Raw genomic sequence first — 16,405 nt, 5'->3', positions numbered from 1 at the left:
ATTTTATTGGGCTTTTGCTAATTTAATGAGGATATTTTCAACACTTTCAAAAATCTTTTTATTATCAAACTGTGATTCAGATTTTTTTAAATTTTCTTTAATTTCTAATATTAAAATTTCATCGGTAAGGAATAGTTTCATTGCGTTTTGCATGACTGAAATTTCATATTCTATCAGTAAACCATTTTCCTTATCAATTATCATTTCTGGAATGCCACCCACATTTGTTGCTATAATTGGTTTTTGTAAAATTAGTGCTTCTGCGATAATTAAAGGCCAACCTTCAGATTCCGAGGGTAGAATAAAAAAATCCCCATTTTTAACATAAGGATAAGGATTCAGTAAAGTTCCCAGAAATTTAAAACTGCCAGAAACCCCTAAATCCTGTGCTTGTTTTTCTAAATTTTGACGTTCTTCGCCGTCGCCGATAATAATTATTTCATGGTCAAAACCTTCTTTTAAAAGATTTGAATGTGCTTCTAACAATTTATGAAAACCCTTTCTGGTGTGAAGTCTTCCGACAGATACGAATGTTTTTTTAGTAAAATTTACAGGAAATTCTTCGGCTTTTAATTTTAATTCTTTAATAGGAATTGCATTTAAAATTACTTCGTTTTCTGGTAAAATAAAAGTTGGATAAGTTTCCACAAACACATCATTTGCTTGTTTTGAACCCCAAATAAAATAATCAAACTGCGGAATTTGCTCTAAAATTTTTGGAACTAAAGGTTGTAGTTTTGGGAAAGAAATATCAGAATGAAACCAACCAATCTTTTTCGAGTTTCTATTTGACGAATTTAAAACTGATGAAAAAGAAGAATAAGTCGGCGCAATTTCAATATCAAAATTGTCATTTAAAAGTTTTTGTGCAATTTGCGGATTATTTTCTGCCTGTTTTAATTTTAAATTTCTAATTATTAATTGAAATTTCTGAAGTAAAAAATTCTTGGAAAAATCTTCTTTTCCTTTAGTTAAAAAAACTTTTTTTACGTGTTTTGGAATGTCATTTCTAAGTTCGCCCTGATTTAAATTTAAACAAATCGTCAGGTCAAATTTATCTCTGTCCAGATTATTCAGCAAACTTAGGATCACTTTTTCTACGCCGCCCATTTCCATTGAGCGGTGCCGAAAGAGAATTTTTATTTTTTTATCCGACATCTACACCAAGATTTTTATACTGTTCTTTAAAATGAGAAACCCATTTTTTAAATTCTAAAATATCAATTTTATCATTAAAAAAAGACTCAAAATAATCTAGTGAAAAATCATTTGGAAAATTTTGAAATGAATCAAATTTATCTGTAAACCAGGCTTCGTTGATTAAATAATTAAATAAATTAACATCGAAATTATAGCCGTAATTGTGATAGGAATTTGTCGCTGATGATTGAAAAGTCGTTTTCATTGATTCTTTTTTTAAACGCGCAATGAAATTAAGGTTGTTTTTATTTTTTTTAAAATAAACAGAAGCGTTGATCAGTTGTTGCTTTTCATCCACTTTTCCTGCCATATTTTTCCAGATCTTGAGCCAGTATTTTTTGCTGTAAAGTCCCATTAATATTGAGTTTAAGGCCCAGTATTTTTGTGGTGTTTCATTGTTTACGATCTTTAGTTTATACAAAAAACTGTAAAATTTATATTTGTTTAAAAAAAAGGCTTCCATCGTTTTTTGGCCTTTTAAAAATAATTTGTGAGGAATTATTCTGTCAATTTTATTATTTATTTCTGAAATATCTAAATGCTGATCATCTTTAAAATTACCAAGCCAACCTAATTTTAAAAGATTTATGTCAGATTTTTTCATCTCTGAAACCAAATCATTTATATTAATTTTTTCCGTAAACCAAACATCATCTTCGGTTATGATAAAATAGTCGGAAGCATTTTTTGCCGCTTCGATCCATAAATCTACAGGAATTTGAAAACCATTAATTTCCGTTTTATTTTTAAGGTTTTCAGTGATTGCAGACGTTTTTTGAGCGTAATTTTTAGATAATATAATATCAATTTCAGGATATTTTCCCCTGATTTTGTCTAAATATTGTTTTGGTGTTCCATCGTCCAATACGGAAATTTTAAAATCGCCTTCTACAAATTTAAAAATAGAAAACAGGCAACGATCCAGATAAAAAGGTCTGTTAAAAGATTTAATTAAAATATCCGTCATGAAAATTTCTTTAAAAATTTCGCCAGATAAGAATTTTGCTTTTTGTAAATAAATGTCGCTAAATCTTCAATTTCATTTACTTTTTTGCCATAAAGCGTTGAAATATTTCTACGTTTTAAAGTGTCTTTCAAAACAATATTCCAGTTGGAAACTAATTTTGATTTCTTACTTTTATCCTGAGAAACTCCGCTTTCATGTTTCCGATACAGATAAATTGGCTCCTCTATATATTTTAAAATTCCTTTGTCATATATTTTTAAATACAAATCCTGATCAACGGCGGAAGTTAGATTTTCATTAATTCCGCTGGTTTCCAGATAAATCGATCGTTTAAAAGTGAAGAAATGATTCACTTCAAAATTGATATTAAAAAATTTGGAATTGTTGGCTTTAACGGCTTTGGTATTTTTAAATAAATTAAGCGGTGAAAGTTTTTGATCACACATCATAATTTGGGAATGTGTCGCGATAATTTTGCTGTCAGAATATTGTTTTAAACTAATTTCCAAAGCATCATTTCTAAGTGCGTCGTCAGGATCTAAAAAGCCGCAAATTTCGCCTTGTGCCATTTCTACGCATTTTCTTTTGGTAAAACCGACACCTTTATTAGTTTCGTTTTTAAAAATTTTTATGCGTGAATCATCTTTCGTTAAAATTTTAATTTTTTCTAAAGAATCATCTGTCGAACAATCATCAACCAAAATAACTTCGAAATCCTGAAAAGTCTGGGATTTTATACTTTCATAGCATTCTACAAAAAAATCGTAATTACAAAAATGCGCAATAAGAAGGGAAAATTTTTTCATTTCAGACTATTATTGTCAAACTTAACAAATATATGTTAATTTTACGCCATAATTTTTTAATATGTGCGGAATTTCGGGTATTGTTTTAAAGGAAATTGACCAAAAAAACGGTTATAAAACCATTCTCAAAAACATGACGGATTCCATCAAACATCGCGGTCCGGACGATGAAGGTGCTGAATATTTTGAAAACTGCTATTTAGGTTTTAGAAGACTTTCCATCGTCGATCTTTCGCCGGACGGACATCAGCCGATGTATTCTCAGGATAAAAATAACTGCATCGTTTTTAACGGTGAAATTTATGGTTACCGCGACATAAAAAAGGAAATGCCGGAAGTTAATTTTAAAAGCAACACCGATACGGAAGTTATTTTAGATTTATTTAAAAAACACGGCAAAGAACTTCCAAAATATTTAAACGGAATGTTTTCTATCGCCATTTGGAATGAAACTTCACAGCAACTTTTTTGCGCACGAGATCGTTTTGGCGAAAAACCTTTTTACTACGCCATCGGAAAAAACGGTGAATTTATTTTTGCCTCAGAAATAAAAGCGATTTTAGCGACCGGTTTAGTGGATAATGAATTAAATGATGAAGCATTAAGCCATTTTTTGCGACATCTTTTTGTTGACAGTCAGCAAAGTATTTATAAAAATATAAAAGTTTTACCACCTGCATCACGATTAGTTTTTAAAAATGGGAAAATTGAAATTTCTCAATATTGGGATTTTCCAAAAGAAGAATCTAATTATTCAGAAGAACAAATTTATTCAAAATTTGAAAACTTAGTGAAAAAATCGGTTGAAAAGCAATTGATTGCCGACGTGAAAGTGGGCGCGTTTTTAAGTGGTGGATTGGATTCCGGGACTTTGGTAGCGCTTTCTTCGCAGGAAAATAAAAATCTGACAACGCTCGGTTTTAAATATGAAGGTTCGTGGGACGAAATGCCAGAAGCGCGGGAAATCGCAAAAAAATACGGAACCGACCATAATGAAATTACATTCACAAAAGAAGAATTACCAAAAATTCTGCAAAAAGTTCTATCGCAACTTGATGAGCCACTTGCAGATACGGCAATAATGGCAACTTATAAAATTTGTGAGGAAGCTGCAAAAAAAATGACCGTTGTAATAACGGGAAATGCCGGCGACGAACTTTTTGGCGGTTACAAATGGTATCAGGAAGAACTCAATATTTTAAAAAAAGGCGGTGAAAATCTAAATTTTTTAAATATTTTTAAAATGGGCGCGACTTTCGGAAAAGTAGTTGGTTCTAAAAAAATCCAAAATCATTTTTTAGATAAAGTTTTTAGAGCAAAATTTTCAGATATAGTTTCTTATCAAAAAAACAAAGTTCATAATAATTTTACGTCAGGTGAAACTGCAAAACTTCTCGGTAAAAATGTCAATTATGAACATTCTTACAGTTTTGATTTAGATAAAAAAAATCTGAATACCTGCATGAAAATGGATCTTACAAATATAATTCCCGGTGATTATTTAGTGAAAGACGACCGTATCGCGATGATGCATTCCATCGAACTCCGCACACCTTTTTTAGATAAAGATCTTGTTGAATTTTGCGCAAGTTTGCCTTCAAAATATAAAGTTGATCAATCGCAAACCAAAATCATTTTACGTAAAGTTTTCGGGAATTTGTTAACGGAAAACATTTTAAATAAGAAAAAACAGGGTTTTGGCGCACCTGTTTCCGAATGGATGAAATTCCCCGAAATTGTAGAGTTATCTGACAAAATCTTAAAAAATCCAAAATCCCAAATTTTCCAGAAAGTAGATTTTAAGGAAAGTCAGAAGTATTTAGATTTTACTTTTAAACACTGGTCTTTGCTGGTTTTGGGGATTTGGATGGAAGCGCATTTTCAGAGATAAATGTTATTTTATAAATTTCCACTTTAATTCTTTTATCATATAGTAAGCAATGCCTTTTAATCCCGCAAAATTCTTGTAAAGTTTTAAAATTGTATCAGGTAATTTATTTCTTATCTTATAATAATGTACGATTGAATGATATTGTTTTGTAAGAAAAAATAACTGTTTTGAGTTAAATCTTGATTTATAATCCGTAAAAATAATTTCATAAACCATAAATTCACCTCTATGTTTTTGATCCTTGAAAGAATCAATTCTGCTTAAATTAATTTCGGAAACCCTCACACACATTTGCGTTGAATTTAATCCAAAAATTTCACCGCCTTCTGAGAAATCAATCCATGCAATTAAAGGTGTGCCCCAAGCTAAAGGAAAGCCTCTAAAACGTTTTTCTTCAAAAGCAGTTCTACGAAAAATGTTTTCACTAATGCTTGTGTATGTTTCTCCATTTCTGTCCCGCCAAAAATAATTTAGTGAGGTATCAAAAGTTGGATGGTTTAAGTCTGCACCTCTAACTTTACCTTTTTCATTGATGGAAGTGATTGCGACTTTGATGACATTTATCTTTTTCTCGTCTAGCAAGTCTAAATTTTTATAAAATTCTTCTACAAAATTTGCCTTTGGGTAATCATCATCTGCAAGAATGCAAATCCATTCTTCATCTTTACTTAAATTTATACACCGTATCCATTGCCCTTCAAGATCTGTGGCACCTAAATTATTGTTGAATCTTTTGTACTGTAGGTCAAAACAATCCGCATATTTTTTAATTAATTCTTTGGGGTTGTTCTCGCTTTTATCGTCACCTATGTAGACATTAAAATCTTTATTGGTTTGTTGATCCAACGCCGATAAAGTGTCTTCAAAAAAATTTATTTTATAAAAAGGAATTACAAAGGCAAGTTTTTTCATTATTAAATATTTATAACTTTTGCAGTTTTTTAAATTTGTAAATAGTTTTTTAAAAGAAATGTCAAGAAATAGCTTTTATATTTAATTCCTGATTTAAAGTAACGATACTGTTGCTCGGTACGTCTTTATGGATAAAAACATTTACGCCTAAAATTACATTATCACCAATTGTGACACCTTTTAAGATCGTTACATTCGCACCAGTCCAGACATTATTTCCTATTTTTATTTTTCCCACATTAAAGTCCGTTTTTAAAACTGAAAATGGGTCTGTCGTGTATTTGTGATTATGGTCAAAAAGTTTCATTCCTTCGCCCAGAAGGCAGTTGTCGCCGATTTCAATTTCACTTAAACAAGAAATTGTACCTCTTGTAATGTAGGTGTTTTTCCCAATTTTTAATTTTGCATTATTTTTTACAGCTATAAAATTATGTTGGTTGAAAAATACGTTTTCTGCGAAAGTAAAAACAGCATCTTTTGAGATGTCTAAAACGTTACCTCCACCTAATTTAAAACTTGGATGAATACTACTTTCGGGATTTTTAAAAAAAAAATTTCTTTGTGCATTTATTTTTAGCGAAGTAAGAAAATTGCTCCATTTTAGGTACAATTGAGATAAAAATAAATTCATTTCGAAACTTTATTAGTGGTTGATCAACAAAGGTAATATTTTCATAATTATTTCTTTATTTTTGTGGCAAATATAAAACTGATGAGTGAAATTTCTAATATTTCTAAAACTTTCTTCGCCTACTTATCACGTCCACATCTTTACCCTGAACTAGCTAGAAAGATCTACAAAAATATTTTTAATAGGAAAGCAGCTTTTAAAGGAAAAGATGACGCAGCATTGTGGTGCGCGAAAAATGCCATTTCTCAGGAAAAAACGATTGCTGAAATTTTAGGTTTTAAAAATTATACAAAAATTGAAGAGCTTTATCCGGAAATCTTAGCTGAAGCAAAAAGTAATGAAAAAAATTGTCCTGTAAAAATGGGCGGTGCAGGCGCATTGGATCTTATATTTTACATCAATGAATATTTAAAAGCAGAAAATGCAGTAGAAACCGGTGTTGCTTATGGCTGGAGCTCACTTGCTGCTTTGCTTTCAATTGAGAAAAGAAACGGAACACTTTACAGTTCAGATATGCCTTATTTAGGAAAGGAAAATGACCAGTATGTTGGTTGCGTTGTGCCGGAAAATCTGACTTTTAATTGGCAATTGTTTCGGTTTGCCGACCGGGAATCTTTACCAAAAATTTTTAAAATTCAGGATTCAATAGATTTTGTGCATTATGACAGCGACAAATCTTATGATGGCAGAATGTGGGCTTATCCACTTTTATTTAAACATTTACGAAAAGGTGGTGTTTTAATGAGTGATGATATTGGCGATAATGCTGCTTTTATGGATTTTTGTCTGCAAAATAACTATGAATCTATCGTCGTGGAATTTGATGAAAAATATGCCGGATTTATTTTTAAAAAGTAGAAAATGGATCAGCCTTTGGTCACGATTTCAATTCCAATTTTTAAATGTGAAGATTTTTTAGAAGACTGTCTGGAATCTGTGCGTTCTCAAACTTACGGAAATATTGAAGTCACTTTAATAAATGACAAAACGCCGGATAGAAGCGTAGAAATTGCCGAAAAATTTATTGAAAAATACCAACTTCAAAACTGGAAAATCTACCATTTAGAAGAAAATTCAGGATTGTCTGTCGTGAGAAATAAAGGTATCGATACTGCAAATGGAAAATATATTTTCTTTTTGGATAGTGATGATCAACTTTTCCCCGAAACCATTTCACTTTTAGTAAAATCTGCCGAAGCCGAAAACCTTCAAGTGGTTGTCGGAAACACGGAAACGATCAACGCTGAAACGGGAAATGCTTCTGAAATGTTTGGTCTTGTTGCTACTGAAAATTCAATAAAAGGAAATCAAAAAATTTTAGAAAGTTTTGTGGAAGGAAATTTTCCGAGTTCTAGCTGGAATAAACTTATTCTGGTAGAATTTTTGAAATTAAACAAACTTTATTTCACGCGTGGATTATTTGCCCAGGACACATTGCAAAGTTTGCAAACGGCTTTAAAATTAGATTCTGTCGGGTTTATCCACAATAAAACCTACCGCTATTTTCTTCATAAAAATTCGGTGATACACAACCGGACGAAGAAAAATTTTGACAATTGGTTGACGATCGCGAAAAAAATTGATGAAATTTATAAGGAAGAATTAAATCCCGAAAGGCAGAATTTGATCCTAAAGTTTCTTAGTGATTTTAAAAACAGTACGCTTCTGATGAACTGGAAAGCGCAGAAAGACAAAGTTTTGTGGAAAGAAAGTTATACTAATTATAAAAAATTATCTGGTCTAAGTTTTCAGGATTATTTCAATAAAAACTTTTCTTTAGCCACGAAAAAAACAGAGATTTTCAATAATCTACCGACAGATTTAGGTTTTAAATTATTTAAATGGCGCTACGAAAGATAATTTAAGCATAATATTTTTGTAAGATATTCATGAAATAATCGTCTTTTGAAGTCAGATTATTTTCTCTAAAATAATTTTCCGTTTCTGGAATGTTAATGTCATAACCGGAACCACTTTTCACTAGATTTAGATCAAGTTTTTTGTGGTAAAAACGCTCAATAATTTCTAAAATTTCAACAACGGAGTAGTTGTGAAGATAGGCAAGATTTACGATTTTATTTAGATAATTTTCATTGAGTAATTTCTCGGTTATATTTTTAACATCTTCCGCATCAATGAGGTTTCGTGACGCTTTTGTATGAACATTTATGGTGTTTTCTTCTTTTGCCGAGCGAATTAAATAATTGATCAAAAGATTGGGATTTCCACCTTTTCCAACGGCATTGCTTACACGTAAAATTAGAAATTCTTTAGCAGAATTTTTTACAAGTTGTTCCATTTTTAATTTATGTAAAACGTAGGAACTGCCATTTTTTGAGGAATCATAAATACTGCAGGTCGAAAAATAGACAAAAATTTTATCAGATTCTTCTGCTAAGGTATCTTTAATTAAGTTTTCTTCGCGTTCAAACTGGCTTTCATTTTTTTCCAAAGAATTGGAAACACCGGAAGCAAAAAACACAACATCACTTCGGTAGTTTTCTTTAAAAAGTGACGCTATCAAGCCATTTCCTACGATCATAGATTTTTAATTTAGGTAAAAATAATAAAAAAGAACAGATCAGGCTATTTTTATTTTTTCAGCATAAAAATCCGGTAAAATTAATTACCGGATCTTGAAATTATATTTAAAAGAAATTTTCTTTGGTCAACCAAAAACAGTTGAAAATTAAAAAAAATGCTATGAACTTAAATTTGAATAAGAACTTTCAATAAAAGCCGTCAAATCTTTTCCTTTAAGTAAATTCTGAGATAATTTAGCCAAATTAAAAGCCTGCTGAACTAAAGTTTTTTGTTTATCTGCATCTTCTAAATGTAAAATTTTATCCGCCAAACTACTGTTAGAATTGATAACCAAATTATACATTTCCGGCATATTTCCCATTCCAAACATTCCGCCGCCGCCGCCAGTTGCCTGCATATCTTTCATACGGCGCATAAATTCCGGTTGTGTAATTAAGAATGGTGCATCAGAACTATCCAGATCTTCAACCTGAACCACATAAGTGTTATTTTCTAAATTTTTCTCAACCTCAATTTTTAATCTTTCTTTGTCTTCATCATTTAATTTTGAAATTGTCGGTTCGTCTTTCTCAATTAATTTATTTAAATGATCGGCGTCAACTCTTGCAAAAGAAATATTGTCTTTAGAAGTTTCTAGTTTTTGAATTAAATGCGGCGTAATTGGTGAATCTAGAAGTAAAACTTCATATCCTTTTTCTTTCGCTTTTTGGATGTAAGAATCCTGTGCATCTGCGTCTGTAGCGTAAAGTAAAACAGTTCTTCCGTTTTTATCAGTGTGTGAATCTTTAATTTTTTCAATCAATTCATCCCAAAGGAAATATTTTCCGTCCGTTGTTGGATAAAGTGCAAATTTATCAGATTTTTCATAAAATTTATCTTCAGAGATCATTCCGTATTCGATCACGATCTTAATGTCATTCCATTTTTTCTCGTAACCTGCGCGATCTTCGTTAAATAAGGAAACCATTTTATCACCCACTTTTTTGGTGATATAACTGGAGATCTTTTTCACGGCGCCGTCAGCCTGCAAATAAGAACGGGAAACATTTAACGGAATGTCTGGTGAATCAATTACACCTCGCAAAAGCATTAAAAAATCCGGTACAATTCCTTTTACCTCGTCGGTTACATAAACCTGATTTTGGTATAATTGAATTTTGTCTTTTTCAATATTTAAATTATTTGCCAGTTTTGGAAAAAATAAAATTCCCGTCAAATTAAATGGATAATCTACATTCAAATGTATATTAAACAAAGGCTCTTCAAACTGCGTTGGATAAAGTTCGTGGTAGAAATTTTTATAATCTTCATCAGACAATTCAGACGGGTTTTTCGTCCAAGCCGGGTTTGGATTATTGATGATATTATCAACTTCTACAGTTTCCGCTTTTGCGTCATCTGCTGCATCTTCGGGTAAAGGAAGTGTTTCAGTTTTTGTCCCAAATTTAATTGGAACGGGCATAAATTTATTATACTTGGTCAATAATTCTTCGATCCGGTAATCTTCCAAAAACTCGGTAGAATCGTCTGCAATATGAAGAATTATTTCTGTTCCGCGAGTCGTTTTTTCCGGGTAATCTTCCAGCGTAAATTCTGGCGAACCATCACAAACCCAACGAACTGCAGTAGAATCTTCTTTAAATGATTTCGTTAAAATCTCAACTTCTTTTGCCACCATAAAAGCAGAGTAGAAGCCTAAACCGAAATGTCCGATAATGCCGGAATCTTTCGCCGTGTCTTTGTATATTTCTAAAAATTCTTCCGCACCGGAAAAAGCAACCTGATTGATGTATTTTTCAACTTCCTCGGAAGTCATCCCCACGCCGTGATCAATCAGGTGGATTTTTTTATTTTCTTTATCAACTTTTACTTCAATTTCGATGTTGCCCAATTCACTTTTGGCTTCACCAATATTGCTTAAATGTTTCAATTTTAAAGTCGCGTCCGTTGCATTTGAAATTAATTCACGAAGAAAAATTTCATGGTCGCTGTAAAGAAATTTCTTAATTAGCGGGAAAATATTTTCCACCGAAACATTGATATTGCCTTTTGTCATAATTTTTAATTTTTGTAAAAACTATTTCTCAAAAGAAATACCATCGGAAGGAAGGTGACAAATTGGCGGAAAGAGGTTTTTTTTATTTTAAAATTTCAGCGAGAATTTTTTCGGAAGATTTTCCGTCGCCAAAAGGGTTTTGTGTACTTTCAAAAATATATTCTTTTTCGTTATTAAAAATTTGGTTAAAATTTTCTTTGATTTTTTGAATATCATCACCCACTAAAATACCGCAACCGCAGTGCAAAACTTCGGGTCTTTCGGTTTCATTTCTTAAAATTAAAACACGTTTCTGCAAACTTGGCGCTTCTTCCTGAATGCCGCCGGAATCTGAAAGCAATAGTTTTGCTTTTGCCATCATTTTTATGGCTTCAACATAATTTAAAGGTTCAGAAAAAACGATGTTTTGGGGCTTATTTTCGCCTAAAGCATTTAAGATAATTTTACGCGTATTCGGATTTGGATGCAAAGCCCAATGAAATTTAACGTACGGATTTTCTTCCGCTAATTCTTTTATTGCCGTAGAAATATTTTCTAAAGGTTTACCAATATTTTCCCGTCGATGCGCAGTTATAAAAACAGAATCTTCATATTCAACAGTAATATTTTCCTTTTTTAAAACATATTGGATCATATCAACAATCGTGTTTCCAACTAAGAAAATTTTATTTTGTGGAATATTTTCGGCTAAAAGATTTGCTTGGGAAAGTTCGGTCGGCGCAAAATTAATATCAGACGTCAGCGAAACCGTTCTTCTGTTAAATTCTTCGGGAAATGGCAATTTTATCGTTGAAGTTCTAAGTCCGGCTTCGATGTGGTAAAATTTCTTTTGTTCTAAAAAAGCCACAATTGACGAGGCTAAAACCGTGAATGTATCGCCCTGCGCAATGATTTTTTCAATATTTTCCTGATGAACCAAATTTGAAATATCATTGATCAGTTTTGAAATCAAATTTGAATTGGTAAATGCTGACGACTGAACCGATAAAGAAAAATCTGGCTTTACATCAAAATCTTTTTCCATTTCAGATAAAAGAGAATCATGCTGACCGGTATTTACCAAAGAAACCAACAAATTATTTTTCTTAAATTCTAAAATTAAAGGAAAAATTTTTAAAAATTCCGGACGTGTGCCGTAGATTATTGCGGTTTTGGACATTTAAATTAGTTTAAACAAAAGTACTGAAAATATTATTTTAAGATTTTAATTTCAATCGTTTTGCAATATGTTTGACCAACATTTTCAAAGGAAACTGTGAGAGAATATCATCAGAAGTCATCATTTTTTGATTATTAATGACATTGTGAATTTCCTTTTTTCCATTTGGAAGATTTTTTAATGATTTTAAATAAAAATGCGCGTGAACATAATCTTTAAAAGGATTTGGCGCTTCTCGTTTGTGCCAGGTTCCAATAAAATGATGTGCTGCGTAATTTTTTGGAAGATCTAAACAAAAATAACTGGAAGGATAAATCACGATTCCATCTGCCAATTCCTGATATTCATCTTTTTCGGGATTTATTTTGTATTCTTTTTCTAATAATTCTGAAACGAAAACCGTGTTTGTCGTCAAGTCAAAATCCGTTTTTTGATCATAAAAATCCAGAACTTTTTTTGGCCACGGATGGTTTTTTTCTGTTGCCCAAAGCGCGGTGAACGGACTTCCAGTAATTTCAAAACCTGAAAATGCGCGATGATGCAAAAATTCATCGAGATTGTGTTTTACTTCAACGTCGATGTCCATATAAATGCCGCCTTCATTGAACAACGCCAAGGCGCGCGCATAATCTGAAACAAAAGCCCATTGTTTTTTTTCAGCGGCGAGTTTCACGTATTCACAACAGGAAATATCAAAATTGGTTTCGTTCCACTCTATGATTTCATAATCCGGCAAATATTTTTTCCAGCTTGCATGACAGATTGCAAAAGATTCCGGCAAAGGATTTCCGCCAAACCAGCAATAGTGTATTTTTTTAGGGATCATGTTTCAATAAATTTAACTTTCAAAATTAAAATCTTTTATCATTTGCCAATTTGGGTCAAACTGGTAAAGATCCGTATTTTCCATTCTTCTGCTTCCAAAGATAGGGCAATATGTCTTTTCTGCGGAACCGTAAAGATAATTAGAAATATAAGCCGCCCAAAATGAGAATGTAGAATTTGATAAGATCAAATTTTGAGATTTTGAAATTCTCAAAAAGCTGGAAATTATAGTATTTTCTTTAAATTCTGGAAATTCTAATATTTTGGAATATCGATTTAAAAAGAAAAAATTTTCTTCGCACCAAATCATATCGTCAGAAATGACTGTGATTTTTTGCCAGTTTTTTTCACTAAATCTGGTTTTAAAAATGTGTTTTACAAACCCGATTTGATCGTAACCGTAAAGCGAAGTATTTCCTTTTTCATAAAAATCGCCTCGACGGATGTTTATGGTAAGCCAATCGTTTTCAGGCTCTGGAATGTTTTGTAATAAATCTTTTATTGAAGAAGTTAAGAGCTGGGTTTTAATAAAATCATAAAGATTATCTCTGCCGAAATCTTCTCCAAATATTTGATAAAAATTATTGGACGCATCTTTTTGATGATAAAATTTAACGTCTTTTTCAGTAATTGTAAATTTTTTTAAATCTGGAAACCACTTTAAAACCTCTGCCATATGCGTCGTGTAAAGCAGTTTAAAGTTTTTACCGTTTTTTTCTTTAATAAAAGCGTGAAGAAAAAAATAAAGAAGATTTCCCCATCTTGCGCCTTTTGGCGTAATGCAAATTTGCAGATCATCTTTCAAAAGAATTGCAATCGCTTTTTTTATATTATTTTTCAATATATATATATTTAAGACGATTTAATACTTTTAGGCTATTTTTTAAACCAAAAATGCTTGGATTAAAATATTTAATGGCGATTTGCAGGCTTTTTGATTTTGTGAAATTATAAAGTTTCATCATTGCTAATAATTTATAAAAATTTTGCAATTCAACATTTTGATCGATTTTTTGATTTTTATTAAAACCAATTATGGAACGAACTTTCAAAATATTCTGTAACCATTCTTTAGACAATGAGCCTTTAGAGAAATGTTTAAGCAAAACTTCGCCAGTTACATAATTTTGAAATTTTGCTGATGCTTTTAGAGAAAAAATTAAATCGTACCCGTGAAATCCTTCAATTTTTTCGTCAAATCTTGTAGCATCATAAACTTCTTTTTTGCAGGCCAAAAAAACCCCATCTAAAGCTTTTACTTCTTCTAAAACACTGTCTTTTTTAAAATTAAAATGGTCGTTAAAATGGTCCTTTCCAGAATTCTTATCAGCCTGAATTATGTTCATTTTTTTATAACCTTCGCTCCACCAACTTGCAGGAACGTAGCCGTAATAATCTCCCCCTGCGACGCCAACTACACCGCAATTTGGCAGGTTTAAGATGTTAATTAATTTCTCTCCCCAGTTGTTTTCTAAAAATAAAACATCTTCGTGCAAAAATAAATAGTTCTCAAATTTTGCGAGTTTTGCGCCTTTGTTATAAGTTTCACAAACGCTCATTAAACCGGGATTTTCTATATTAATAATCTCATACGGCACACCGCAGGTTTTATCAATATTTTGTTCTAAATCCTGAAAAAAAGCAGGTTGGTAAGTTGAAATAATTATTGAAATCATTTTTTTCTAAAACAAAAAATATTTAGTTGTTGGTTGAAATTTACTGGTTGCTCATTGCAAAAAGGGTATTTAATATTTTCTCCAGCCAGACGAATATAGTATTCAAAACCTGCATCGCGTAAAAGATTTAAAATGTCTCCCAGATTTTGTCTTTTTCCTGCTAAACCATGGTATTCTAAAAATAAATTTTTTACCAGAAACAATTTATCTTTTATGTCAAAAATCACCTCATTTTCAGCGCCTTCTATATCAATTTTCAGAAAATCAATTTCTTTTGTCATCAATTTTTTAAGATCAAATGCTTTAACTGTAGTTTTTTTGTTTGTTCCCAAATAATCCACCGTTGCAGAGCCTGCCAGTGAACCTTCAGAATAAACAATAAGTTCTGTGTCTTGTGTCCAGACTGCTTCCTCATAAATTTTTATATTCTTATTTGAAAAATTTGATACATTATTCTGAAGAATTCTGTAGATTTCAGGATCAGGTTCAAATCCTATAATTTCCGCGTTGGGGTATAACTTTTGAAAATAATATAAACTGATACCGATATTGGAACCGCAGTCTATAATATACGGCTCAGGTTTATCAGCCTCGAATTTATATACTTTTTCACTAAATACTTCGTCAACTGTATGCATAAAACCGCCAACATCATTGAAATAAAAATCAACATCGAAAAATTTTGCGGAACCCTTTTTTAGTTTTGGATAGTTTTTCAGCCTCATCCTTTCAGCATTTGTAATGCCTGTAGTTTCGTTTGGTGTTACTAAGTATTTAATATCTATCAGAGCTATTTTGGCATAGTTTGAAATAATTGAAAAATAAAGTTTTAAATTCATTATTTGTATTTTAATTTGTTAACCAACAAATATGGCAATGTAGAAAATTGATAACCTTTAATTTCGCAAATTGTTTTGTGAAATAATAGTACAGGAACTGGAAGTTTTATATTTTTAAGTAAATTTATGCAATTTTCTAATAGATAGATTTTAGATTTCTGAGAGCAGTTCGGGTTTTTTTCAACCTCCTTCAAAGTGTCCCAATTATAGAAGAAATAGTTGATCAACCGCTGCTTTTCGTCGATTTCTTTACCAAATTGAAATGAATCTTCATGAAATCTTCTTAGGGACAAAACTACATCTAAAGCAATTGCATTCTCTGTTTGCAGTACTAACTTTACAAAATAATTATATTCTTCCGCGGAACTGTTTTTTTCCGTAAATTGAATTGCTTTTGCAGTTTCTGCCTTTATTATTGGATCCAGAGTTAGCCAATTAATTTTTTTTTGTATAAAATTATCAGCAGTGATTGGAAGACTAAATAAGGAGCGGTAATTGATAGGGTATGCATCTTCTGGACTATTAAAGTACTCCGTTTTTGCTATAACAAAGTCATAATTGTGCGACTTAATCGTATTTATTTTAATTTCAAGATGATTTTCAAGCATTAAATCATCGCTATCAAAATAGATGATGTAATCGCCTTTTGCTTTTTTAGCTCCAATATTCCGGCATGAATTTGCACCTTTTGGTGATTTAGCATCTCTTTCGTACAGCTTGAAACGATGATCTACTGCTATGAAATTATTTATTACTTCAATAGAATTATCCTTTGATCCATCATCAATAATAAGGCATTCCCAGTTTTTATAAGTTTGGGCAACAATCGATTCCAGTGTTTCGACGATTAAATTCGCACGATTATAATTGGGTATGATGATGGAAACAGTTTTTTTCAT

16 protein-coding genes are annotated in these 16,405 nt (G+C 31.4%); 3 read left to right on the top strand and 13 right to left on the bottom strand.

Going from position 1 to position 16,405, the window contains the following annotated elements:
* Positions 1-3 precede the first annotated feature (3 nt).
* The 3 genes from BM238_RS08980 to BM238_RS08970 are packed head-to-tail and all read right to left on the bottom strand — an operon-like array spanning position 4 to position 2,973.
* Positions 4-1,158: a glycosyltransferase gene (locus BM238_RS08980; RefSeq protein WP_090080027.1), complete on the bottom strand. Its 1,155-nt coding sequence runs from the start codon at positions 1,156-1,158 to the stop codon at positions 4-6.
* On the bottom strand, positions 1,148-2,167 hold the full coding sequence (locus BM238_RS08975; RefSeq protein WP_090080026.1) for a glycosyltransferase family protein: 1,020 nt from the start codon (positions 2,165-2,167) through the stop codon (positions 1,148-1,150). Before BM238_RS08975 ends, BM238_RS08980 begins: the two co-directional genes overlap by 11 nt.
* On the bottom strand, positions 2,164-2,973 hold the full coding sequence (locus BM238_RS08970) for a glycosyltransferase family 2 protein (RefSeq protein WP_090080024.1): 810 nt from the start codon (positions 2,971-2,973) through the stop codon (positions 2,164-2,166). The genes BM238_RS08975 and BM238_RS08970 overlap by 4 nt, the downstream gene beginning before the upstream one ends.
* Before the next feature lie 61 nt (positions 2,974-3,034).
* Here BM238_RS08970 and asnB point away from each other — a divergent pair, with 61 nt between their 5' ends.
* Complete coding sequence (asnB, locus tag BM238_RS08965; RefSeq protein ID WP_090080022.1) at positions 3,035-4,864, top strand: asparagine synthase (glutamine-hydrolyzing); 1,830 nt, start codon at positions 3,035-3,037, stop codon at positions 4,862-4,864.
* A 3-nt stretch (positions 4,865-4,867) separates the two neighbouring features.
* On the opposite strand, the gene BM238_RS08960 is transcribed toward asnB, so the two are convergent.
* Complete coding sequence (locus BM238_RS08960; RefSeq protein ID WP_090080020.1) at positions 4,868-5,776, bottom strand: glycosyltransferase family 2 protein; 909 nt, start codon at positions 5,774-5,776, stop codon at positions 4,868-4,870.
* Positions 5,777-5,837: 61 nt separating this feature from the next.
* Entirely contained in the window at positions 5,838-6,407 is a 570-nt protein-coding gene (locus BM238_RS08955; protein ID WP_090080018.1) for an acyltransferase, read from the bottom strand.
* An 81-nt stretch (positions 6,408-6,488) separates the two neighbouring features.
* On the opposite strand from BM238_RS08955, the gene BM238_RS08950 reads away from it, so the two are divergent.
* On the top strand, positions 6,489-7,265 hold the full coding sequence (locus BM238_RS08950) for a class I SAM-dependent methyltransferase (RefSeq protein ID WP_090080016.1): 777 nt from the start codon (positions 6,489-6,491) through the stop codon (positions 7,263-7,265).
* A 3-nt stretch (positions 7,266-7,268) separates the two neighbouring features.
* On the top strand, positions 7,269-8,267 hold the full coding sequence (locus BM238_RS08945) for a glycosyltransferase (RefSeq protein ID WP_090080015.1): 999 nt from the start codon (positions 7,269-7,271) through the stop codon (positions 8,265-8,267).
* Position 8,268: 1 nt separating this feature from the next.
* Here BM238_RS08945 and BM238_RS08940 read toward each other — a convergent pair whose 3' ends face one another.
* The 8 genes from BM238_RS08940 to BM238_RS08905 form a co-directional block, all read right to left on the bottom strand.
* Positions 8,269-8,949 (bottom strand): NAD-dependent epimerase/dehydratase family protein, encoded by a 681-nt coding sequence (locus BM238_RS08940; protein ID WP_090080011.1) that lies wholly within the window; start codon positions 8,947-8,949, stop codon positions 8,269-8,271.
* A gap of 159 nt (positions 8,950-9,108) precedes the next feature.
* Entirely contained in the window at positions 9,109-11,007 is a 1,899-nt protein-coding gene (gene htpG, locus BM238_RS08935; RefSeq protein ID WP_090080009.1) for a molecular chaperone HtpG, read from the bottom strand.
* 82 nt (positions 11,008-11,089) lie between these two features.
* Entirely contained in the window at positions 11,090-12,166 is a 1,077-nt protein-coding gene (gene wecB, locus BM238_RS08930) for a non-hydrolyzing UDP-N-acetylglucosamine 2-epimerase (RefSeq protein ID WP_090080007.1), read from the bottom strand.
* 37 nt (positions 12,167-12,203) lie between these two features.
* Positions 12,204-12,992, bottom strand: a complete 789-nt coding sequence (locus tag BM238_RS08925) for a glycosyltransferase family 32 protein (protein ID WP_090080005.1) — start codon at positions 12,990-12,992, stop codon at positions 12,204-12,206.
* Between the two features lie 12 nt (positions 12,993-13,004).
* Positions 13,005-13,832, bottom strand: a complete 828-nt coding sequence (locus BM238_RS08920; protein ID WP_090080003.1) for an alpha-1,2-fucosyltransferase — start codon at positions 13,830-13,832, stop codon at positions 13,005-13,007.
* A complete protein-coding gene (locus BM238_RS08915) occupies positions 13,822-14,667 on the bottom strand; it encodes a glycosyltransferase (protein ID WP_090080002.1) in 846 nt (281 codons plus the stop codon). The genes BM238_RS08920 and BM238_RS08915 overlap by 11 nt, the downstream gene beginning before the upstream one ends.
* Entirely contained in the window at positions 14,664-15,506 is an 843-nt protein-coding gene (locus BM238_RS08910; RefSeq protein WP_090080000.1) for an FkbM family methyltransferase, read from the bottom strand. The genes BM238_RS08915 and BM238_RS08910 overlap by 4 nt, the downstream gene beginning before the upstream one ends.
* The gene (locus BM238_RS08905) at positions 15,506-16,405 is read right to left on the bottom strand and encodes a glycosyltransferase family 2 protein (RefSeq protein WP_090079998.1); all 900 of its coding nucleotides are present in this window, start codon (positions 16,403-16,405) and stop codon (positions 15,506-15,508) included. Before BM238_RS08905 ends, BM238_RS08910 begins: the two co-directional genes overlap by 1 nt.

This window comes from Halpernia frigidisoli (assembly GCF_900113805.1).
Classification (GTDB): Bacteria; Bacteroidota; Bacteroidia; order Flavobacteriales; family Weeksellaceae; genus Halpernia; species Halpernia frigidisoli.
This window is presented reverse-complemented; position numbering and strand designations above follow the sequence as displayed.